This window comes from Macellibacteroides fermentans, assembly GCF_013409575.1.
Lineage (GTDB): Bacteria > Bacteroidota > Bacteroidia > Bacteroidales > Tannerellaceae > Macellibacteroides > Macellibacteroides fermentans.
On sequence record NZ_JACCCY010000003.1, the window covers coordinates 626,626 to 647,563 of the forward strand.

Sequence of the window (20,938 nt, forward strand, 5' to 3'; positions counted from 1 at the left end):
TCTTATTTTTTTTCTGTAAGCGTCATCACCGCCTTTTTATTGCCCTGTGAAACATCCAGCGTAATAACATACCACTTGTTGGGATCCAGAATCAGATCGGCAGCAGCCTGGAAGTTACCTGAGTCAGTCACATAAATCATATCCGTTTGTGTAGAAACGTAATCGGCACCTACGAATTCGCCGCCCCAACCCTTCTGATAGAAGAACTTAAAGTCGTATTTATTGGCAATTGTACCGTCTTCGTTGAAGGTAACCGGATAAGGCTTAAAGGTAAGCTGGAACTTTTTATCTCCGATCTTAGCCATACAAAGCGCCTTGTCGGGATTCCAGTTTACATTGTTTTCGTGGGTAGGCTTACCGATACCCCAGCCAATTACCCAGATTGCATTTCCATCCTTGTCAAGGGCAGAAAGATCATTGCCGTTCATATGTTCGACACTAAAATATTTACGTTCAAAATTGGCAGTAACCCTGTATTTACCGCTAACCGGCAAGAAGGTAAGCTTACCGTCCGCACCTTTGGTGAAGTAATCGGAATCAATCCACCACTCATCATAATCAGCTATACCCGACACCTCGATAATCTGTCCCTTTGTAAACTCCTTTTCAATCTTGTAATTATTGTCGTCCACCATGGCCATTTCACTTCCGGCAAACATCAACTTGATAAAAGGTGCAGCTGCATAGGTAAGCGTATTGAATTCGATATCGTAGGTTCCGGCCGTAGAGTTTGAAAACGAGATACCGTTGGTAGTCCCCTCAACAATGGCACCATTTGCAAAACCGAATACTATTTCATTTCCGGCAGGAGTAACGGTGGGAGTCTTGATATACCCTTTAATCTTCTGTGGAAATTCCGAAGTAGCCTTGTATTGATATAAACCTGCACGCTCCATACGATACTCACCTCCTGCCGTTACAAATGTAAGGTACGGATAATCCGGACGGGTAAGAGGAACATTGAATTCCTGTTCGGTGATGGTAAAGTTGATGTTCTGCAGTACAAGTTTCAGAGTAGCCGTTGCGTTGGGCACATTGGCGTAGAAAGGAACAAATATCTTTCCTTTGTAGTCGCCTTTGGTCTTTGTACGGATTACGGTTTCAGACACCTTCTCGTCGCCATAAAAGAGCTGGGCCTTCAGTGTTGAAAGAGGCACATCGTTATCCGCCACTTCGGCACTGAATGCAAGACTGTCGCCAAACATAGCCGCCCCAATCTGTGTTGTGGGGTTGATAACCGGATTACCCGGAACCAGATCGTCGTCTTCGCAAGCCGCTAAACTTAACAAACCTGCAAGAGCAAAAACTAATGATTTATATTTTTTCATGATTCTGTTATTTTTAAAAGTAAAAGATTTATTATTTCCACTTGACGGAGACCACCGATTTGGCGGAGACTTCGAAAGTGAATGTATGTGATCCGTCTGCCAGGGTAATATTGAGCGGTTTATCCGTATCGTTTTGCATAACGGCCGCATAAGAGGCATCCGGGTTCACAAAAGCGGCATAATACAATCCGGTTGCCTTGTAACCGGTAGTAGCTATACGCTTTGCTCCGGGAGCAACAACCTTGGCAAGGTGACCGATGGTATAGTAATGCGAATTGCGGGTCATCGTTTTATAATCAGACTGAATATCGATAGCTCCGTAGCAGGTTGTACATCCTCCGGGACGATTCGGTCCGTGATTTGCATCCAGCATAAAGTTCCACACAATCACCGCCTTTGCCCAGTTATTGATCGTACCCAGACAAACTTCGTTCATATTCCACATCAGGTCGTCTGCAAAACTATAGCCCCAGCTGCCGATGGATATCTCCGTAAAATATAAATTCTTGGAGGTATTCCTTGCATGCACATCCGCCAGCTCCGACTTGTCGCCGCCATACGCATGGTATGCCGCCCCGTCGATATACTGAGCCGCCTCGGGATCACTGTAAATGTGAAGCGGGTAATCGATCTGATCCTTGTTTTCGGCCCTATCGGCATCATAGTTGTAGTTATGATCGTACACGATGATTTTAGACTGTATACCCGCACTTCTGAAAGCCGGTCCGAGTGCAGTCTTGATAAAGTCGCGTTGCTCCTGCCAGGTCATATACAACGAAGCCGAGTTGTAACGGTTTAAAGGCTCATTCTGGATCGTTACCGAAGTAATATTGATCCCTTCAGACTTCATTGCCTCGATATACTTCACAAAGTAGGTGGCGTATTCCTGGTAATAAGCGGGATTCAGTTGTCCGCTTGTCCACGAATCGAAAGGTTTCTTCTCTGTAAGGTTGTTCACCTTCATCCACTTCGGACAGGTCCACGGCGATGCCATGATGCGGATATCCGGCCGGATGGCCAGAATCTCTTTCAGCACAGGAATCACATAGGTTTTATCCTCTGTATGCAGGGCAAAGTTTTCAATCCCTTTGGTATCGCAATGGGTATATTCGCTCAGTGAAAAATCAGAGCAACCCATGGAAATCCTTATATAACTGTAACCCATCCCCGAAACCGGATCGAATGTTTCCTTAAGCAGTCTGGCACGGTCGCCGGCCGACATCTTAAGTAAATTATAACAGGTAGAACCCGTGATCGCCGCACCGAAGCCCTCCATCACCTGATAACTTTCCGCCGGATTGAGCGTAATGGTATATGGCGACATATTCGGCTTGCTATTGAAGGCGATTGAGTCGTGGAAAAACTTTCTGCTGCCGTTGGCCGTGGTGATAAACAGATCCACGTCGGAAGCTACCGTTCCGGGTTGATCCGGATCCGGTACACCTCCATTGTCTTTAGGATCACTGCCACAAGCTGTGAAGAGCAAAAGAGCGGTAAAAAATACGATCGGTAATTTTGCAAACATGCTGATGCTCATTAATAACCCTTGTTTTGAGTCAAATTAGGATTCTTGTCGATCTGAGTCTGCGGTACAGGCAACAGAACAGTCTCTTCGGTAACGGGAGTCATCGGTAATCGGCCCGAATCGCGTGTATTCAGACTATTGAGTATGCTGAACACCTTACCGGTACGTACAAGGTCGAACCAACGTTGTCCTTCATAAGCCAGTTCAAGTCTGCGTTCATTCAATACGGCATCCGCCATCTTCTCTTTCGAACTTACAGTAGTTGCAGGTAAATCAGCTAATTTGGCCCGGTTGCGAACTGTATTAACAAGTGCGGCTGCAGCCTGCAGGTTTCCGGTTTCCACATACGCTTCGGCCTTCAACAATAAAATATCTGCCAAACGGATCTTGATAATGCTGTTGTACTTGGAACGGGTCTTATACATGAAAGGATAATGATCCGAAGGATAGTGGTTACTCCAGGAAGGTTGTCCCCATACAATGGCCTGGTTCATACGAACATTGTCGCCTTCATTTTCGTAAGCCTGAATCAGATCCCTCGAAGGAGTGATCCATTTAGCCCAGTTGTATGTACTGTTCGGGTCCACATGGTCGATACCAAACATCCAGGTTACCCAATTGCCGCTACCTACAGGGTAGGTAACTTCAAAGATCGATTCGGATGTATTACGGAAATTCACATCGGTTTTTGCATCATTAACAGAAAACAGATCGGAGAAATCGGGAACCAATTTGAAACCATCGTTCTGTACAGCCTCTGCATATTGAATTACCTTAGCGTAATCGCGTACCGGTTTTTCTGCATAAACACGGGCCAGCAACGCATTGGCGACTGACTTGGTAAGCAGGAATTTATTACCGGCATTCACAGCAGGTGCACCACCGGGTTCCAGAGCTGCGTTCAGGTCGCTGATAATCTGTGCATACACTTCGGCAACCGGTTTACGTGACGGATACAACAGAGGATACACCTCTTCCACATTTTCGGCAGTAATATCCGGAGCCTCTTCGGTTACAACCGGTACATCGCCCCATAATCTTACCATATCGAATAAGATCCAGGCTCTCCAAATCTTGGCTTCCGCCTTCCACTGCTTGCGTTCTGCCTGGGTAAGAGACTGGTCGGGAACCAGATCCACGTTATTAATCACACGGTTGGCCGTGTTGATATACCCTAAAAATGCATTCCAGTCACGTTCAATATTCTTGTTGGTTCCATCCTGAGTCTGTTGCTCGAGGGAGGTGAGCTCGGCGCCCGAAGAGCCGCAATAAGCATTATCGGAATGAGTCTCATTCAGTACAAGCATATCCGCATACCAAGCCTCCTGTGCATTCTGAATAGCTTTATAGATACCATCGTACTGCGTTTTCATCTCTTCTTTTGTCTTGAACTTGACAGAAGTATCTGTCGTATCCTTACCGCCTACCGTTATTTCGCTGAAGTCGGAGATAGGATCCTGATCAAGGGAACAAGATGTTGCAAAAAGCACCGCTCCCATGAATAAACCTAGTTTTATTCTATTTTTCATAATACGATTCTATTAAAATTCAACATTAACACCAAAAACATACGATCTAACCTGAGGATAGGTACCCCAATCTATACCCTGAACAGTAGCACTGCCACCCCATTGGTTCACTTCGGGGTCGAAACCGGAATAGCCGGTAATTGTGAACAGGTTCTGGGCTGTTACATAAGGTTGTAATCTGCTTACACCCCATTTCTTAAGTAATCCGCCAGCAAAATTGTATGATAAAGTTACCGTTTTCAGGCGTACAAAGCTACCATCTTCAATAAAACGGGTGGAAGCCTTCAGGTTATCCGTAGTGGCAACCGCACGCGGCATATCCGTAATCTGTCCGGGTATTCTCCAGCGGTTAAGTACTTCCGTAGATTGATTCTTGGCATCATACATTCCTTCTGTTTCCATACGTGATGCGTTGTAGATATCATTTCCAACGGCACCCTGGAAGAATATATTCAGGTTAAAACCTTTGTAAGAAAGGTTGTTTGTAAGACCAAAGGTGAAATCGGGATTTGGATTTCCGATGTATGTTTTATCACTGGAGGTAATCTTTCCATTTCCATCCAGGTCGCGGTACATAAGGTCGCCTGTTTCAGGATCAACTCCGTCGCTGATGTAACCCCAGAACATACCTAAAGGCTGACCGGGTGTCATACGTACTACATTCTCGCTGGTAGCTTCGGATGTCTGTGCATAATAGTACACATTCTGCAAAGTAAACTTCTTTACCTCGTTGCGGTTCAGAGAGATATTGAAATCGGTATCCCACTTGAAAGCCTTTACAAAATTCTTCGAACTTACGGCAAACTCGATACCCTTGTTCACCATTTCGCCTTCGTTACGGGTAATTGAACCCACATCGGAAGTAGAAGGCAATGGAACATCCATCAACAAATCTGTGGTATACTTGTAGTAAGCGTCCGCATTAAACACCAAACGGCTGTTGAAAATAGACAGGTCCACCCCAATATTGGTTTGTGTAGTAGTTTCCCAGGTAAGGTCCTTGTTCTTCATGTTAGCAGGCGAAAGGATCACCATGGCGTTTTCCTTTCCTGTTTCCCACCAGTTCTGACGGGTGATGTTGTATCTCTGAAGATAGGCATAGTCACTGATACCCGACTGGTTACCGGTCTGTCCCCATCCACCGCGAAGTTTTAAATCATCAATCCAGGTGATATCCTTCATAAATTCTTCGGAAGAGATACGCCATGCAGCCGAGAAAGAGGGGAAATAGCCCCAACGTTTGGCCGGAGAAAGCTTGGAAGAACCGTCTGAACGGAAGTTGGCGGTAAACAGATACTTGCTGTCGTAGTTATAGGCAACACGGCCCAGGTAAGACATGATGCTCCAGTCGGCGGCACGTGTACCGTTACCCTGTGAAACTTTATTTCCGGCATTCAGTGTCTTGATTTCAGAATTCATAAAGTGACTTACAGTCTGGTAGCTTTCCGACCATTTGGAAGTGGTACCGGAAGTACCCGCCATTACATTGAAGCTGTGCTTTCCAAAAGCTTTGTCGTACGTCAGGATGTTATCAAATACCATCACCGTACTTAAAGAGCGATCGTCTGTAGCATTTCCGTACTGAGAACGGCCGTATTCTGTCTTTTTAGGATCCAGGAAACTGGTTTTATGGAAGTAAACACGGTCGATGGAGGTGGTAGACTTAAGCTTCAACTCCGGAAGGAAGGTAATTTCGCCGCTCACGCTACCGATAAGGCGGTTGTTGTTTGTCTGGTTGTCGGCCGTACGCGACATATTTTCCACCGGATGGGTGATATTTGCTCCGTAGAAGTTATTGTTATACTGTCCCGGATTCTGCGCGTCCCAGATGGTTGCGTAGGTAGGTGTGTTGATTACAGAAAGAACAACACCGGCACGGTTGGAACCCTGACCGGAAACGATACCGTTGCTTGAATAATCAGAATAAGCCACATTGGTGTTGAATTTCAACCAAGGACGGATCTGGTTCTCCAGATTGGCTCTCATGTTATAACGTTCGTAGAAGGCTACTTTGATAACCCCGTCTTCTTTGGTATAACCTCCTGAAACATAATACCTCATCTTATCGTTACCGTTAGAGAACGACAACTGATAGTTTTGTGTAACACCCGTACGATACGTTTCGTCGAACCAGTTTGTCTGATCTGTAAGTCCGGAAGGCAGATTAACACGTCCGATTTCCTTCATTAAATCGGCATACTGCGCTACATTCAGAGATTCAACTCTTTTGGCCACATCGGTGATACCAACATGTGCAGTAAAGGCAATCTTGGCATCGCCTCTTGCGCCTGCCTTTGTAGTAATCAATACAACCCCGTTGGATGCACGCGAACCATAAATAGCTGCCGAAGAGGCATCTTTCAGGATTTGCATACTTTCGATGTCGTTGGGACTAAGGAAATTGATTTCACTCATGGGCACTCCGTCCACTACATACAACGGATCATTGCTGGCATTGATGGATGAATTACCACGTACACGCACCACCATGCCTGCACCCGGTTCGCCGTTGGGCTGAATAACATTTACCCCTGCGGCCTTACCCTGAATAGCCGAAGCAGCCGAAATAAGGGGACGCTGATCCAGGTCTTCAGTAGAAACAGTAGCTACCGAAGTGGTAACATCTTTTCTCTTTACAGTACCGTAACCAACCACTACAACCTCTTCCAGCACTTCCGAGTCTTCTCTCAGAACAATGCGCATGGATTTTGTTGCATCGGCAACCAATTCCTGAGGTTTGTAACCAATATAAGAAACCACTAAGAGACTTTTTGCCGGTGCGGCAAAGGAAAACTGACCGTCGAAATCGGTCGTAGTACCGATGGTAGTACCTTTCACTACCACATTAACGCCGGGTAAAGGAAGGTTATCCTCTCCGGAAATAACAACACCCTTAATCTGCACGTCTTGCGCATAAGCAGAAAGGATCGTGCACCACAGGAGCACAAATGTTAACAAATTTCTCATAAAATAATTAAATTAAAGATTTCTTAGTCTGAAACGATGCAAACATAGGGCAATAAGAGGTGCGGAAGTTACATTTTGGTTACCTTCAAATACGTCACAGACAAAATAAGAATACGTCAAATACTCGTTATAAAATTGTAAGTATTTAAATATCAATAGCATTTAAATACTCCAATAAATTTTCTTCACGCTCCAAACCAATTTTTTTACGCAAACGATAGCGGAGCGTCTCTACCCCGCGTACGGAAAGATTTAATAAGGGAGCAATCTCCTTAGACGACAAATTCATCTTCAAAAAGGCACACATCTTACGCTCATTAACGGATAAGTCGGGATGTTTTTCACTTAATTTTGCCATAAAATTGTTATGAACCAGATCGAACTGCTCTTCAAATCTTTTTAGCAGATCGTCGGATTGCATATTGGTATCGATGCTATTGTTAAGCGTTACCAGCATGCGTTTGGCCCTCACGTCGGAATCCGACTTCAATTCGGCCATTATTTTGTAGAGCTCGCTCTTTATATCCATCAGAATCTCATTCTTGCGGACAAAGTTCATCATAAGGTTGGCCATTTCCTGACTCTTATGGCGCAGCTCATACTCCAGCCGCTCGTTCTTTAGAGAAATGATTTCATTCTCCTGTCGTGCAGCAGCCTTGATAAAATCCTGTTCCTTCAACCACATCTCCTTCTCCTTTATGGCCACCTCCTGCTGTTTTTTACGTTTGATGCGCCATTCGTCCCATTGATACAGAAAATACAAGAATGCCATCAACAGCAGGAAATATACAAAGTAGGCCCACATGGAACGGTACCAAGGAGGCAGAATTACAAAAGAAAAAGTAGCCGACGAAACCTTGCCGTCGTTCATCAGCGCCTCTACCCTGAAGGTATAACTTCCCTCTTTCAGTCCACTGTATTCTTTCACCTCGGAGGTGGTATATTCGGACCATTCGGTGGCGGGACTCAGCATAAAACGGTAACGTACCACCTTCTCCAGATCGAATGCATGCATGGTGTACTCGAACCGAAGGGAGTTTTGGCTGTAAGGAATTTCCGGAACGTACGAATTTCCTGTAAAGTTAGCATTAAACAACAACGAATCCTTGGGATAGGTAGAATAGACACTCTTGATAAAAAGCTCGTTGCCGGTTTCCACCTTCTCTTTAAAGGCCAGATCGAGTAAAGAGAACCCATGTTCGTTGGGGATAATTACGACTGAATCTCCAATTATTTCAAAGTTCTCATAGTATTTAATGAAGTCTAGCTGCTTGTGATTGAAGGGATAGATAACAGAAAACATCTTGTCGCCGGTCCGGTTTTTCTTCAATATACCCAGACCATTCCTGCTTAATCCATACAGATCCGTTCGGCCTTTTTTAAGCACCGAATGCGGGAAAGCAACCGGAATGGTACGGTTAGGCACCATACGATCGGCCGCCTTATCATATTCAAACAATCCGGAATCGGACGAGAAATAGAGTTTGTTCTCTAATTTAGAGATAAAAAGATTCCGAATAGATTTCAATCCATCCCTCGAAGTGTAGAATCGGCTACTCTTCACCTTATAGTTTACCGTATCCAGTACAACCCGCAAAGCCCCCTCGTTGGTGTTACGCACCCAAAGAACTTCGGGCGATTCGAACTCGAAATTCTTAAACCAGTCGGAAACCCCTTCCAATTCCTTTAATACCTGCCATTTTCCCTGCATGTGTTGTATCAGATAAAGCCCCTCATAGGTACCCACCCATAATTTATCCGGATCGGTATAATGCGGTACACAGCTCCACACACCACGTAATCCGCTTACCTGTTCGATGGATTTCCCGTCCAGGATAAATAGCCCTTTGTCGTGCATACAGAAAAGTTTCCCGTCAATTATACGCATATCCCACACCTGTCCGCTCAGTTGAGGGATAAAATCGATGGCGGCAGAGGTTTCGGTAAACCGTACCGGCCAACTGGTATGGTAGACTCCGCTGTTGGTTCCAAGATACAATTTTCCCTGAAACAAGACCGAAGCATAACCTGCACCCGACGAATAGGGATAGGTATAAAGATTGGTAAACGGAGTATCCAGCGAAATATAATCGATTCCATTGTCCAGCCCCAGCCATAGGTTATTCCGCTTATCAAAACTGATAGATAAAACCGTATTATTCTGCAAACCGTTCCGCTCGTTGAAATACTTGATCAACCGCGACCGGCGGTTTACAAGAACAAGGCCTCTTCGCACTGTACCTATGGCGATGTAATCACCCGAAACAGCCATCGTAAAAACCTCGTTCTCCCTCATAAACTGTTCGGCTCCGGTAATCAGGGGAGTCACCTTTCCGTTTTCTGCATAGAATAATCCATCCACCGCTGTGGCAATCAGCATCCCCGACTGATAAGGTTCAATACTTCGAATATGTTTTCCCTCCAGCAGTTCCCCTCCTGAAAGAGGGAAGAAACTATTTCCTACTAAAACGAACACCCCTTTATAGGTACCGATGTATAACGAGCCGTTCACCACATTGGAACGGTCTATTTTGTGCACGGACGGAATCAGCGTAAACTCATCGCCCAACTGTTTTACAATAAAGTTATCCGAAACAAAGTAGAATATATTATCCACTTCAAATACCCCCCAGTACCCTACATTGAACTTACTTTGCGCCGGCAGGGAATCCGACAGATTCACATAGAGCAGTTTTCCGGAAGCATCTGCATGGAAATAACCGAACTCTCCCTCACCTCCCACATAAATACGTTTCAATTTAGTCGATATATGCAGCGAACGCACATCTGCTTCGTTGTGGAGCGGATATAATTTCCAGCTGCTTCCCTCGTATTGAAGCAGTCCGTTTTTATTGGCAAAGTAAACCCAGTTTTCGTTGAATGCATTGATCTGCCAGGTTTGCGACCCTTTACCGAACAACTCTTTTTTATAATTTGTGACATAGTTGTTCCATTCCGCAAACAGGTTTGCAGTAAACAACATAAGCAGGCATAGCGTGTAAAGAATACGGATTTTAAACATGTATCAGCACTATTCTGGTTTATTCACCTCGCAAATGTACATAAACTTCGCGCAAAAGAAAACATCAAAGGCTGGTTTCGTCTATAATGTACGTTTGCAGTCTATCCTATTTACCTGGTGCAGGTACTCTTTAACAGAATACCTGCACTGATAGATAGAACTTAGTAATTGCCTTTGCGTTTCTTTACCTCGTCTACGATTTTAGAAAACGATTTCTCCTGTTTTCTTTTCTCGTGGACAGAAGCCGTATAATGCCAGGCTTCCCTGCGGAGCTTAAGATAGCTTTCGTATACGCCACGGTCTAATTCTCCGGTATTGACCGCTTCCAGTACGGCACAACCCTTTTCATTTACATGCTTACAATCTTTAAACCGGCACTTGCCCTCATAAGCTGAGATATCTAATATTTCTGAGAGGTTATCCGTATTATCGTTTGTAACACCGAAAAGTTTTACCCCCGGAGTGTCGATCAGCACACCGGAACCCGGCAACAGTACCATTTCCCTCCGTGTAGAAGTGTGCTTTCCTTTACCTGTAGAATCACTGATTGTTCCTGTCTGCAGAAGTTCCCTGCCGCAAAGAGCATTGATCAGAGTACTTTTCCCCACGCCGGACATGCCCGTAAATACGACGGTTTCGCCTGTATGGATTGTTTCACGCAACATATCGATACTTTCAGGCAATTGCGTACTGGTATAGAAAACCGGCATCTTATGGGAAAGATGTTTTATCGCTTTATTTATCTCATCGGCATCAAATCCTAAATCTGTTTTCGTCAGGATCAATATCGGCTGAATACTTTCGGATGAAAGTTGCAGCATGAAGCGCTCAATACGGCGTACATTGAAGCTGTTATCCAGACTTTGAACTATAAATGCTTTGTCAACATGGGATGCTATAGCCTGTCTTTCCGATACGGAACCGCTTTTAAGGCGATACAGGGTTTTCTTCCGAGGTAGCATAGCCAGAATGATTCCCTTGTCCGTGTCTGTTACCTGGAAAATAACCCAGTCGCCTGTACAGGGATAATCGGATACATCCCTCCCGTAGAGCATATTCCCTGTCATTTCGCAGGAATAGTGCCCTGTTTCAGAAATTACCTCATAACAGGTTTTATGAGTAACTGTTATCCTTCCGTGAATGAATTCTTTGTAACCGGAATTTTGTTTTTGTTGGAAAAGCTCGTCATTCCAACCATATAAATGTAAATCGTGCATTGTTTTGATCTTTAAATAAGGAGACTCTATGGAGGCAATCTCCCTGATTGTTGTTAATTTTCTTCCCAAAAGTCATTTCTTGACAGTGTAAGTATATACAAAAGGGCATACCAATGCCTTAAATCATTGTATACAAATCAAATTATAATTGACATAGAAACGACTCCCGGAAAGAATATCCGAGAACAAACAAAGGGACAATCTGTATAAGAAACACAGATTGTTTGTTACACCAAATCCGATTTAAACATTGTAGTCATGCCACAAAAATACATAATCTTTTGTATTTCAGAAAATTTGAGTCTGATAAGCGCGCTGAATTTTCAAAAGAAAGTTACAAATTAAAAGAGTCGTCCATCGGGTGTAAATTATTTTAGGCTGGATTTTGTGAAAGTGTCCAGACTATCAGTAGAATCATTTCTTATATGTCTGGTTTCCAACACCCCTTCTACGTAAATTTTCCCTTAAGTGAAAAAAAAACTTTACTTAAGGAAAAAATAAATTATACTTAAGGAAAGTTTTGTCGGTACTTTTCTTCTCATTTATCGGTACTTTTTATCTAAAATGTATATACATTTTGGATGATTTATTATGACTTTCGCTGTTCAAAGATATAGGAACTGTTTTCCAAAGATATATGAATTGTTTCTCAAAGATATAGGAACTGTTTTCCAATCATATAGGAATGAAAAGCCAAACAGGTAAGGAAATAAAAACAAATTATACGCAGCCAATTGGCAGGACGCTTACCATCCGTATGACAGATGACAGACGGCATGATAGATGAAAACGGGATCTGTCATGTTTTTTATATTTGAATATCAGTCTATTAAACTCAAAAAATGAGAGATGACAGATGTTTTTGAAAAAAATCGGTTTTAATGGAGCGGAAAGGATAAAATTAAGCATCAATCTTGAAGCATTAGCCATGATTAGGGATAGTGAGTACTTTTTTTTCTTATTTTTGCACAGAAATTCAAGGATTTGATTTTTAAACACATAGTTACCGTCGATAATAATAAAAAATTAGATACTGACATGGAATACAATTTCAGAGAGATTGAGAAGAAATGGCGCGAATATTGGATTGCCAATAATGTTTACAAAGTGGTGGAAGACGAAAGTAAACCCAAATACTATGTATTGGATATGTTTCCTTATCCTTCGGGAGCAGGTTTACATGTAGGACATCCGCTGGGATATATTGCTTCCGATATCTATTCACGCTACAAACGTCTGCAGGGTTTCAATGTATTGCATCCCATGGGATATGATGCCTACGGATTACCGGCCGAACAATATGCCATTCAAACTGGTCAGCATCCCGAAGTAACTACTAAAAACAACATCGCCCGCTACCGCGAGCAGATGGACAAAATAGGTTTCAGCTATGACTGGAGCCGCGAAGTACGCACTTGCGAACCTATTTATTATAAATGGACGCAGTGGGCTTTTATTAAAATGTTTAACAGCTATTACGATAACGCTTTACAAAAAGCAATGCCTATCGCTACACTGGAAGCTGCTTTTGCTGCAAATGGTACCGAAGGTGTGCAGGCTGCCTGCGGCGAAGAACTTTCTTTTACAGCTGCCGAATGGAATGCCAAGCCGGAAAAGGAAAAACAGGCTATCCTGCTTAATTACCGTATTGCCTACCTGGGCGACACCATGGTTAACTGGTGTCCTAAATTGGGTACCGTGCTTGCCAACGATGAGGTGAGCGAAGGTCTTTCGGTTCGCGGAGGTTACCCGGTAGAACAAAAGGTGATGCGTCAATGGTGTTTACGTGTATCTGCCTATGCGCAGCGATTGCTGGATGGTCTGGACGAGATCGATTGGACCGAATCGCTGAAAGAGACTCAGAAAAACTGGATAGGTCGTTCCGAAGGTGCGGAGATGAACTTCAAGGTAAAAGATTCGGATCTTTCGTTTACCGTATTTACCACCCGTGCCGATACGATTTATGGTGTTACCTTTATGGTGCTGGCTCCGGAAAGTGAGCTTACCGATCTGCTTACTACAGATTCGCAGCGTGCGGAAGTTACCAATTATGTGCAGGCTACCAAGAAGAAAACGGAACGCGAACGTATTGCCGACCGTCGTGTAACGGGGGTATTTTCAGGTTCGTATGCCATCAATCCTATTACCGAAGAGGCTATTCCGGTATGGATAAGCGATTATGTACTTGCAGGTTACGGTACCGGTGCCATTATGGCTGTACCGGCGCACGACAGCCGCGACTATGCTTTTGCCAAACATTTCGATCTGCCTATCATTCCTTTGATTGAAGGTGCCGATGTTTCTGAAGAGAGTCTGGATGCCAAAGAGGGTATCATGATGAACTCTCCGCGTGCTGGTCACGAGATAGAAGGCGGACTGGTGCTGAACGGCTTGCAGGTGAAAGAGGCTATTGCAAAGACAAAGGCTTATATCGCCGAAAAGGGAATTGGCCGGGTAAAGGTTAACTTCCGTTTGCGCGATGCTATTTTTAGCCGCCAGCGTTATTGGGGCGAGCCGTTCCCTGTTTACTATAAAGATGGCATGCCTTACATGCTGGATGAATCCAAACTTCCATTGGAATTGCCCGAAGTGGATAAGTTCTTACCTACCGAACAGGGTGAACCGCCTCTGGGACGTGCCAAAAACTGGGTGTCCGACGAAGGCTTCCCATTGGAATTGTGTACCATGCCTGGTTTTGCCGGATCGTCTGCATACTATTTGCGTTACATGGATCCACAAAACACCGAAGCGCTGGTTTCCAAAAAAGCCAACGAGTACTGGCGTAACGTGGACTTATATATAGGTGGTACGGAACATGCCACAGGTCACCTTATCTACAGCCGTTTCTGGAATAAATTCCTTTACGACCTGGGTGTTGCTTGCGAAAACGAACCTTTCAAAAAGCTTATCAACCAGGGTATGATTCAGGGTCGTTCTAATTTCGTATATCGTATCAAGGAGACCAACACCTTTGTTTCGTTGAACCTAAAAGATCAGTACGAAGTTACTCCTATCCACGTGGATGTTAATATTGTGAGCAACGATGTGTTGGATATCGAAGCATTCAGAAACTGGAATCCGGAATACAAGACGGCCGAATTCATTCTGGAAGATGGCAAGTATGTATGTGGATGGGCGGTTGAGAAGATGTCTAAATCCATGTTCAACGTGGTTAATCCGGATGTGATTGTTGAAAAATTTGGTGCCGATACGCTTCGCTTATACGAAATGTTCCTCGGACCGCTTGAGCAGTCGAAGCCCTGGGATACCAACGGTATTGATGGTGTACACAGATTCTTACGCAAGTTGTGGGGGCTGTTCTATACCAACGACGATCAGCTGCAGGTTACTAATGAAGAACCTTCTGCCGAAGAGTTGAAGTCTCTGCACAAACTTATCAAGAAGATCTCTTTCGATATAGAACATTTCTCGTTCAATACTTCGGTAAGTGCATTCATGATCTGTGTGAACGAACTGAGTGCTCTGAAGTGTCGTAAGCGTGCTATACTGGAAAAGCTTATTACTTTGCTTGCCCCCTTCGCACCGCATACCGCAGAAGAGCTATGGCATGTATTAGGTAACGAGTCGACGGTTTGCGATGCTCAATGGCCCGTTTGTAACGAAGCTTATCTGGTAGAAAATACGGCTACTTACGTGGTTTCATTTAACGGAAAAGCTCGTTTCAACATCGAACTGCCGGCTGATATGCCGGCCGGCGAAGTGGAAAAGATGGCTCTTGCCCATGAAAGCGCAGCCAAATGGGTGGAAGGTAAAACTCCCAAAAAAGTCATCGTGGTTCCGAAGAAGATTGTTAATATTGTAATCTGATAATAAAACAACCGTTTCAGGAGTATGATTCATAGTTCCTGAAACGGTTTACTTAATTTGATATAAAATACATATGGGAAAGAAAAGAAAACAAATTACGCAATTATATTATTCCATTAACGATTACCTGCTGATTACACTGGGATTGGTTTTATATGCTTTTGGTTGGACCGCCTTTATATTGTCCAACGAAATTGTTACCGGCGGGGTGACGGGTATCTGCGCCCTTATCTTCTTCTCTACAGGATTGCCGGTTTCTGTATCTTATATTGCAATAAACATCGTTTTGCTGATTATAGCATTTAAGGTGCTGGGAGCCAAATACCTGATAAAGACTGTCTTTGGAGTTGTAGGTCTCTCGGTTCTGCTTACTTTGTTTCAATATGTATTTACCGAACCAATTCTGAAAGGCGAACCGGCCATGGCCATTGTTATTGGTGGTATTTTATGCGGTGCGGGTCTGGGTCTGATTTTTTCGGGTAACGGTAGTTCGGGTGGAACCGATATCATTGCATCCGTTGTAAACAAGTATAGAAATATATCCATAGGAAGAGCTATGATTTTTTGCGATTTCATTATTATCGGTTCCTCCTATTTTCTGTTTCACAGTGTTGATAAGATTGTTTTTTCCTTTGTAGAAATGCTGGTGTGCAACTATGTGCTCGACATGGTGCTGAACGGGAACCGCCAATCTGTTCAGTTTTTCATCTTTTCGCCCAAGTACGACGAAATATGCGAACGGATTATATCGGATATAGGCCGTGGTTGTACCATTCTGGACGGTACCGGCGGCTATTCGCACAAATCGGTAAAGGTGGTGGTGGTACTTGCAAAGAAGTCGGAATCCGTGGCCATATTCCGACTCGTAAAGCAGATAGACAATAAGGCGTTTATCTCCCAAAGTACTGTCAGGGGAGTTTACGGAGAGGGTTTCGACCCAATCAAGACTTAAATGTTCCGGTTATCTTACCTGAAGATACTTAACGTATAATCTTTATATTGAGAATCGATTCCTCCAGCATCCAGCAAGCTGTGAAAAAGGAAATCGGTTCTCATTTTTTTATCACGTTTTTGCATAGCCTTCTCGTATTTTTGAGGGTAATCGGCTTTGTAGGATGCCGACATCCAGACCATGCCTGCCGTTTGCTGCGTGACGGGCGATTGAGATGCATGTAGCCAGATTCCGTCTTCACCCAAAGCTTCGCCGTGATCCGACAAGTACACGAGTATAGCTCTTTCATTTCTCAACTTTCCGATAAGGCTATGAATGAAATAATCGGTATACAAAACAGTATTGTCGTACGAATTTATCATTTCTTCTTTTGTGCAGGAGGAGATAATTTTGCTTTTGGTTACCGGTTGATAACCGGCAAATGAATCGGTGTAATGGGAATTATACCACCAATGGGATCCGATTGTGTGAAGAATAATCAGTTTTTTATCGGCGGCCGACTTCAACGCTGAATCAAATAGGGGAAAAAGAGATTCGTCCACCCATTTATCGAACACATAGGAAGATTTCTCTATATTGGCATAAAACAAAGAATCGCATTCGTGCATAAAGTATGCATAACTTTTGGCCGACTCCTGATTGGCCAGCCAGACTGTATAGTAGTTGCACGAATTAAACATACTTACGAAAGATTCTTCGGTAAAGGCTCTGTCCGGATTAAGACTGTCCGCCCTGGTGAGTATATGCGGCAGGCTTCGATTGGTGTAGGTATATTCCGTGTGTATGTTTTTAAAGGAGATAATATCTTCCTTGCTTAGCAAAGGGGTGGTATTTCGCTGGTATCCGTTCAGTCCCAAATGATCTGGACGCAAAGACTCACCCAATACGAACACCACCGTGAGGGGTTTATCGTCTGTGCATTTACTTTGCTCTGTTAAGCTGATCCGCTGTTGCTTTATGCTTTGTTTTTCTTCGTTGTATTTGCTTGCAGTATAATAAATATTGAATGGTATACGTTCTGATATAGGTCTTTGAAAGGCGCTTACGTTTGTTAAGAAAAGCATGCCTGCCACTCCAGTAAGCAGGAGACCCGGTTTATATTGGACAATGCCTAGTTTAAAACGCAGGTAAACAAGGCCTGCCGACAAAAGCAGGGCTGCCAATAGAAACAATATAAGTCCGCCGCTTACCAGTTGCGCAGAGGTTCCCAGGTCGTTATCCAGCGCCGCATCCAGCAACATGGGAGTCAAGGTAGCATTGATGGTGTACCTGAAATAGGCCAGCACTGCCGATACCAAGGTTAGCAACGGCATAAGGAACAGGAAAATGTAACGGTTTACCGATAAAATAAGCATTACAAAAAAGAGACTGAGGGTTACAACAATCCATTGCATAAATAGTATGCAAACGTCATTAAATGAATTTACAGGAATGGTAAGAAAGTCGGTCGACGTAAACATGAGTGCTATAAACAGGGTGCTGATACATACAAAAAGGTAGTATCTTTTATGGATGTTTAGTAAGCCGGAAAGTCTATTTAAAGGTATTTTTATGCTTTTCATTGTAGTATAGATGCTATTTTTGTACAAAAATAGAAATATAAGCTAAATAACGAATGAAGAAAATTGTATTTGCAACAAATAATCAGCATAAGCTGGATGAAGTAAAAAAGATTACAGAAGGATTAATAGAGATTGTGAGTCTTTCTGACATCAATTGTACCGATGATATTGAGGAAACAGCCGACACTCTGGAGGGTAATGCTTTGCTGAAAGCAAGGTATATTAAAGAGAAGTTCGGTTTTGATTGTTTTGCCGATGATACGGGCCTTGAAGTGGAGGTGCTGAACAATGCTCCGGGTGTTTATTCGGCTCGTTATGCCGGAGTGGCACACGATTCTGAAGCCAACATGCAAAAGCTTCTTGATTATATGAAAGGTACCGATAACCGCCATGCCCGTTTCAGAACGGTTATCGCTCTTATATTGAATGGTAAGGAATATTTGTTTGAAGGTATTGTAAAGGGAACTATTATCGAAGAGAAAAGAGGCGATCAGGGCTTTGGATACGATCCGGTTTTCGTTCCCGAAGGATACGATCAGACCTTTGCTCAGTTGGGCAGCTCTGTAAAGAATTCCATCAGCCACCGTGCCAGAGCGGTAATAAAGTTGCACGATTTTTTGCTGACCTATTCCGATAAATGAAACAAGCCGTAAATTAATACTCATATGAAAAAAAGAACTGGTTGTTTGCTTTGGTTACTTATGGTGGTTGTACAATCCGTATGCGGACAAGCCATTGGAACCTGGAAATCGTATCTTGCCTATACGAATACTACAGAATGTGCCGAGGCAAACAACCTGGTTTATGCCATTGCCGACGGCTCCATGTTCAGTTACAATAAAACGGATCAGGAGATTGTATACTATTCCAAGGAGAACGGACTGAGCGATAATGAGATTGGGCACATCGGCTTCAACGAATCTATCAACACATTGTTGATAACCTATGCCAATGGGAATCTGGACCTGCTCAATGAACAGGGTATTTATAATATTCCTTTCCTTAAATCGTCTGTAAGTATTCAGGATAAAACCATCAATTCCATCTATTTCCACAACGAGTTTGCCTACCTGTCCACGGAATTCGGCATCATGGTGGTTAACATGAAGAAACGGGAAATTAAGGATACATATAAATTTGATAAGGCTGTATTGCATGTGGGTATTGTTGGAAACAAAATATATGCCGCCACGTCAGGTGGTTTGTTTACAGCCGACACTTCCTCCAATCTGCTGGATCATAACAACTGGCAGAAAGTTGTTTTGGATGCATCGCAACTTAATGAAAAAGAAATTAAAAAACTTGCCTATTTCAGCGGGGTATTATGCTTCATCGTTCCCGGAAACGGCGTTTTTTACCTCAACAGCAGCGGTGCTACTGTCCGCCTGCTGGCAGATAACACATTGAAAGACATGGTGCATCAAAATGGATTGCTTATCCCCTACTCTGCAACTTCTCTTACCATTTATACTTCGCTCACAGATAAAGAAAAAGTAAATGCCGGTATCGTAAATCACATATCGTCTCTTAAAGATAATACGGTTCTATGGATCGCCGCCGCCGATGAGGGCTTGAAAGCCATTAAGAAGAGCAATGCCGGAAGCTACGAATCAATTGTATCGGGTATTATATCCAACAGCATCAAAAGAAACCTGACGGCTTATATGACCTTCAGTAATTCTAAATTATTGGTTACAGGTGGCGAAAGGTGGGCCGACAGAGGATTCAAGCCTGGCACATTGATGGTATACGATGGAATAAACTGGTATAATTTTGATGAAAATAAAATTGAAAAGCAGAGTGGAATCAAGTTTTCGGACATCACATCCGTTGTAGTCGATCCCAAAGATCCTGCTCACTATTATGCCTCCTCGTGGGGAGAAGGGGTGTTCGAATTCCGTAACAATGAATTTGTGAATCTCTATTCGTTGGGGAACAGTTCATTGGAATCGGCTTTACCGGGTAGCTCGGAAAGAAATTATGTTCGTGTAGACGGACTCTGTTACGATTCAAAAGGAAATTTATGGATGACCAGCAGCGGAGTAAAAGATGGTATAAATGTGCTGAAAGCAGACGGTTCGTGGTCGAAGCTATATTATGAAGTATTGAACAATAAAAGCTTAATTGATAAGATTCTTATTACCAAAAAAGGATATAAGTGGGTGAACATACCCAGGGAAACACCCGGTATATTTGTTTTTGATGATAAAGGAACTCTGGACGATGTGAGTGACGATGTTTCCAACTTCTATAACCTATTTACAGACTCCAATGGTAAGACGATTGAGGTTAGCAGTTATTATTGCATGACAGAGGATAAAAACGGTACAATTTGGATGGGAACGGACAAAGGTCCGGTTATTTGTCCCGTACCGGACAGAGCCATCGAAAATCCGGGAAATCTGTATTGCAGTAATATTATCCGCCCCCTCGAGGATGGTTCTTCCAATGGGTACCGTTTGCTTGAAAACGAACGGATAAATGCCATTGCAGTGGATGGAGGTAACAGAAAGTGGATCGGTACCCAGTCGTCTGGTATCTTACTGGTAAGCGAAGATGGGATGGAGACGATTGCTCACTTCACCACAGACAACTCCCCTATCCTATCTAATAATATTAAGTGTTTAGCGATAAACAGTGCCACCGGCGAAGTGTTTATTGGAACCGACAAGGGTTTGGTTTCTTATATGGGTGATGCAGTTGAAGGTAAAGATGATTATTCGGAAATAAGGGCTTTCCCTAATCCGGTTAGACCCGAATCGGACGACAGGGTTACCATTACCGGTTTGATGGAACGGTCTAATGTAAAGATAACCGACCTGAACGGACATATTATTTACCAGGGAACATCGGTTGGCGGTCAGCTTACCTGGAATTGCAGGAACCGAAAAGGAGAACGGGTGGCTTCGGGTATTTACCTTGTATTGGCAGCCACTCCAGACGCTGGTGAAAGTGTAGTTACCAAAATTATGATTATCAAATAACAATAAAGGCGGTTGATACCGCCT

Annotated in this window: 11 protein-coding genes; 4 read left to right on the forward strand and 7 right to left on the reverse strand. The window is 43.5% G+C overall.

Annotated features, from left to right (window positions below):
- Positions 1–2: 2 nt before the first annotated feature.
- The 6 genes from F5613_RS11975 to rsgA form a co-directional block, all read right to left on the reverse strand.
- Positions 3–1,328: a DUF5125 domain-containing protein gene (locus tag F5613_RS11975; RefSeq protein ID WP_179399920.1), complete on the reverse strand. Its 1,326-nt coding sequence runs from the start codon at positions 1,326–1,328 to the stop codon at positions 3–5.
- A gap of 31 nt (positions 1,329–1,359) precedes the next feature.
- Positions 1,360–2,853 (reverse strand): glycoside hydrolase family 30 protein, encoded by a 1,494-nt coding sequence (locus F5613_RS11980; RefSeq protein WP_179399921.1) that lies wholly within the window; start codon positions 2,851–2,853, stop codon positions 1,360–1,362.
- An 11-nt stretch (positions 2,854–2,864) separates the two neighbouring features.
- Complete coding sequence (locus F5613_RS11985) at positions 2,865–4,382, reverse strand: RagB/SusD family nutrient uptake outer membrane protein (RefSeq protein WP_068181199.1); 1,518 nt, start codon at positions 4,380–4,382, stop codon at positions 2,865–2,867.
- 12 nt (positions 4,383–4,394) lie between these two features.
- A complete protein-coding gene (locus tag F5613_RS11990; RefSeq protein WP_179399922.1) occupies positions 4,395–7,349 on the reverse strand; it encodes a SusC/RagA family TonB-linked outer membrane protein in 2,955 nt (984 codons plus the stop codon).
- Between the two features lie 145 nt (positions 7,350–7,494).
- Complete coding sequence (locus F5613_RS11995) at positions 7,495–10,371, reverse strand: ligand-binding sensor domain-containing protein (protein WP_179399923.1); 2,877 nt, start codon at positions 10,369–10,371, stop codon at positions 7,495–7,497.
- 161 nt (positions 10,372–10,532) lie between these two features.
- Complete coding sequence (gene rsgA, locus F5613_RS12000) at positions 10,533–11,588, reverse strand: ribosome small subunit-dependent GTPase A (RefSeq protein ID WP_179399924.1); 1,056 nt, start codon at positions 11,586–11,588, stop codon at positions 10,533–10,535.
- Positions 11,589–12,626: 1,038 nt separating this feature from the next.
- On the opposite strand from rsgA, the gene leuS reads away from it, so the two are divergent.
- On the forward strand, positions 12,627–15,416 hold the full coding sequence (leuS, locus tag F5613_RS12005) for a leucine--tRNA ligase (RefSeq protein ID WP_179399925.1): 2,790 nt from the start codon (positions 12,627–12,629) through the stop codon (positions 15,414–15,416).
- Between the two features lie 73 nt (positions 15,417–15,489).
- On the forward strand, positions 15,490–16,368 hold the full coding sequence (locus F5613_RS12010) for a YitT family protein (RefSeq protein WP_179399926.1): 879 nt from the start codon (positions 15,490–15,492) through the stop codon (positions 16,366–16,368).
- A gap of 14 nt (positions 16,369–16,382) precedes the next feature.
- On the opposite strand, the gene F5613_RS12015 is transcribed toward F5613_RS12010, so the two are convergent.
- Entirely contained in the window at positions 16,383–17,930 is a 1,548-nt protein-coding gene (locus F5613_RS12015; protein WP_179399927.1) for a phosphoethanolamine transferase, read from the reverse strand.
- 53 nt (positions 17,931–17,983) lie between these two features.
- Here F5613_RS12015 and F5613_RS12020 point away from each other — a divergent pair, with 53 nt between their 5' ends.
- Together F5613_RS12020 and porZ are read left to right on the forward strand one after the other, a co-directional pair.
- Entirely contained in the window at positions 17,984–18,571 is a 588-nt protein-coding gene (locus F5613_RS12020; protein ID WP_179399928.1) for a non-canonical purine NTP diphosphatase, read from the forward strand.
- Positions 18,572–18,595: 24 nt separating this feature from the next.
- On the forward strand, positions 18,596–20,914 hold the full coding sequence (gene porZ, locus F5613_RS12025) for a type IX secretion system anionic LPS delivery protein PorZ (protein ID WP_179399929.1): 2,319 nt from the start codon (positions 18,596–18,598) through the stop codon (positions 20,912–20,914).
- Positions 20,915–20,938 lie beyond the last annotated feature (24 nt).

Coding starts and splice junctions, on each gene's coding strand:
- F5613_RS11980 (WP_179399921.1), bottom strand. CDS start 2,853: ATGTTTGCAAAATTACCGATCGTATTTTTTACCGCTCTTTTGCTCTTC.
- F5613_RS12020 (WP_179399928.1), top strand. CDS start 17,984: ATGAAGAAAATTGTATTTGCAACAAATAATCAGCATAAGCTGGATGAA.
- rsgA (WP_179399924.1), bottom strand. CDS start 11,588: ATGCACGATTTACATTTATATGGTTGGAATGACGAGCTTTTCCAACAA.
- F5613_RS11985 (WP_068181199.1), bottom strand. CDS start 4,382: ATGAAAAATAGAATAAAACTAGGTTTATTCATGGGAGCGGTGCTTTTT.
- F5613_RS11995 (WP_179399923.1), bottom strand. CDS start 10,371: ATGTTTAAAATCCGTATTCTTTACACGCTATGCCTGCTTATGTTGTTT.
- F5613_RS12010 (WP_179399926.1), top strand. CDS start 15,490: ATGGGAAAGAAAAGAAAACAAATTACGCAATTATATTATTCCATTAAC.
- F5613_RS11990 (WP_179399922.1), bottom strand. CDS start 7,349: ATGAGAAATTTGTTAACATTTGTGCTCCTGTGGTGCACGATCCTTTCT.
- porZ (WP_179399929.1), top strand. CDS start 18,596: ATGAAAAAAAGAACTGGTTGTTTGCTTTGGTTACTTATGGTGGTTGTA.
- F5613_RS12015 (WP_179399927.1), bottom strand. CDS start 17,930: ATGAAAAGCATAAAAATACCTTTAAATAGACTTTCCGGCTTACTAAAC.
- leuS (WP_179399925.1), top strand. CDS start 12,627: ATGGAATACAATTTCAGAGAGATTGAGAAGAAATGGCGCGAATATTGG.
- F5613_RS11975 (WP_179399920.1), bottom strand. CDS start 1,328: ATGAAAAAATATAAATCATTAGTTTTTGCTCTTGCAGGTTTGTTAAGT.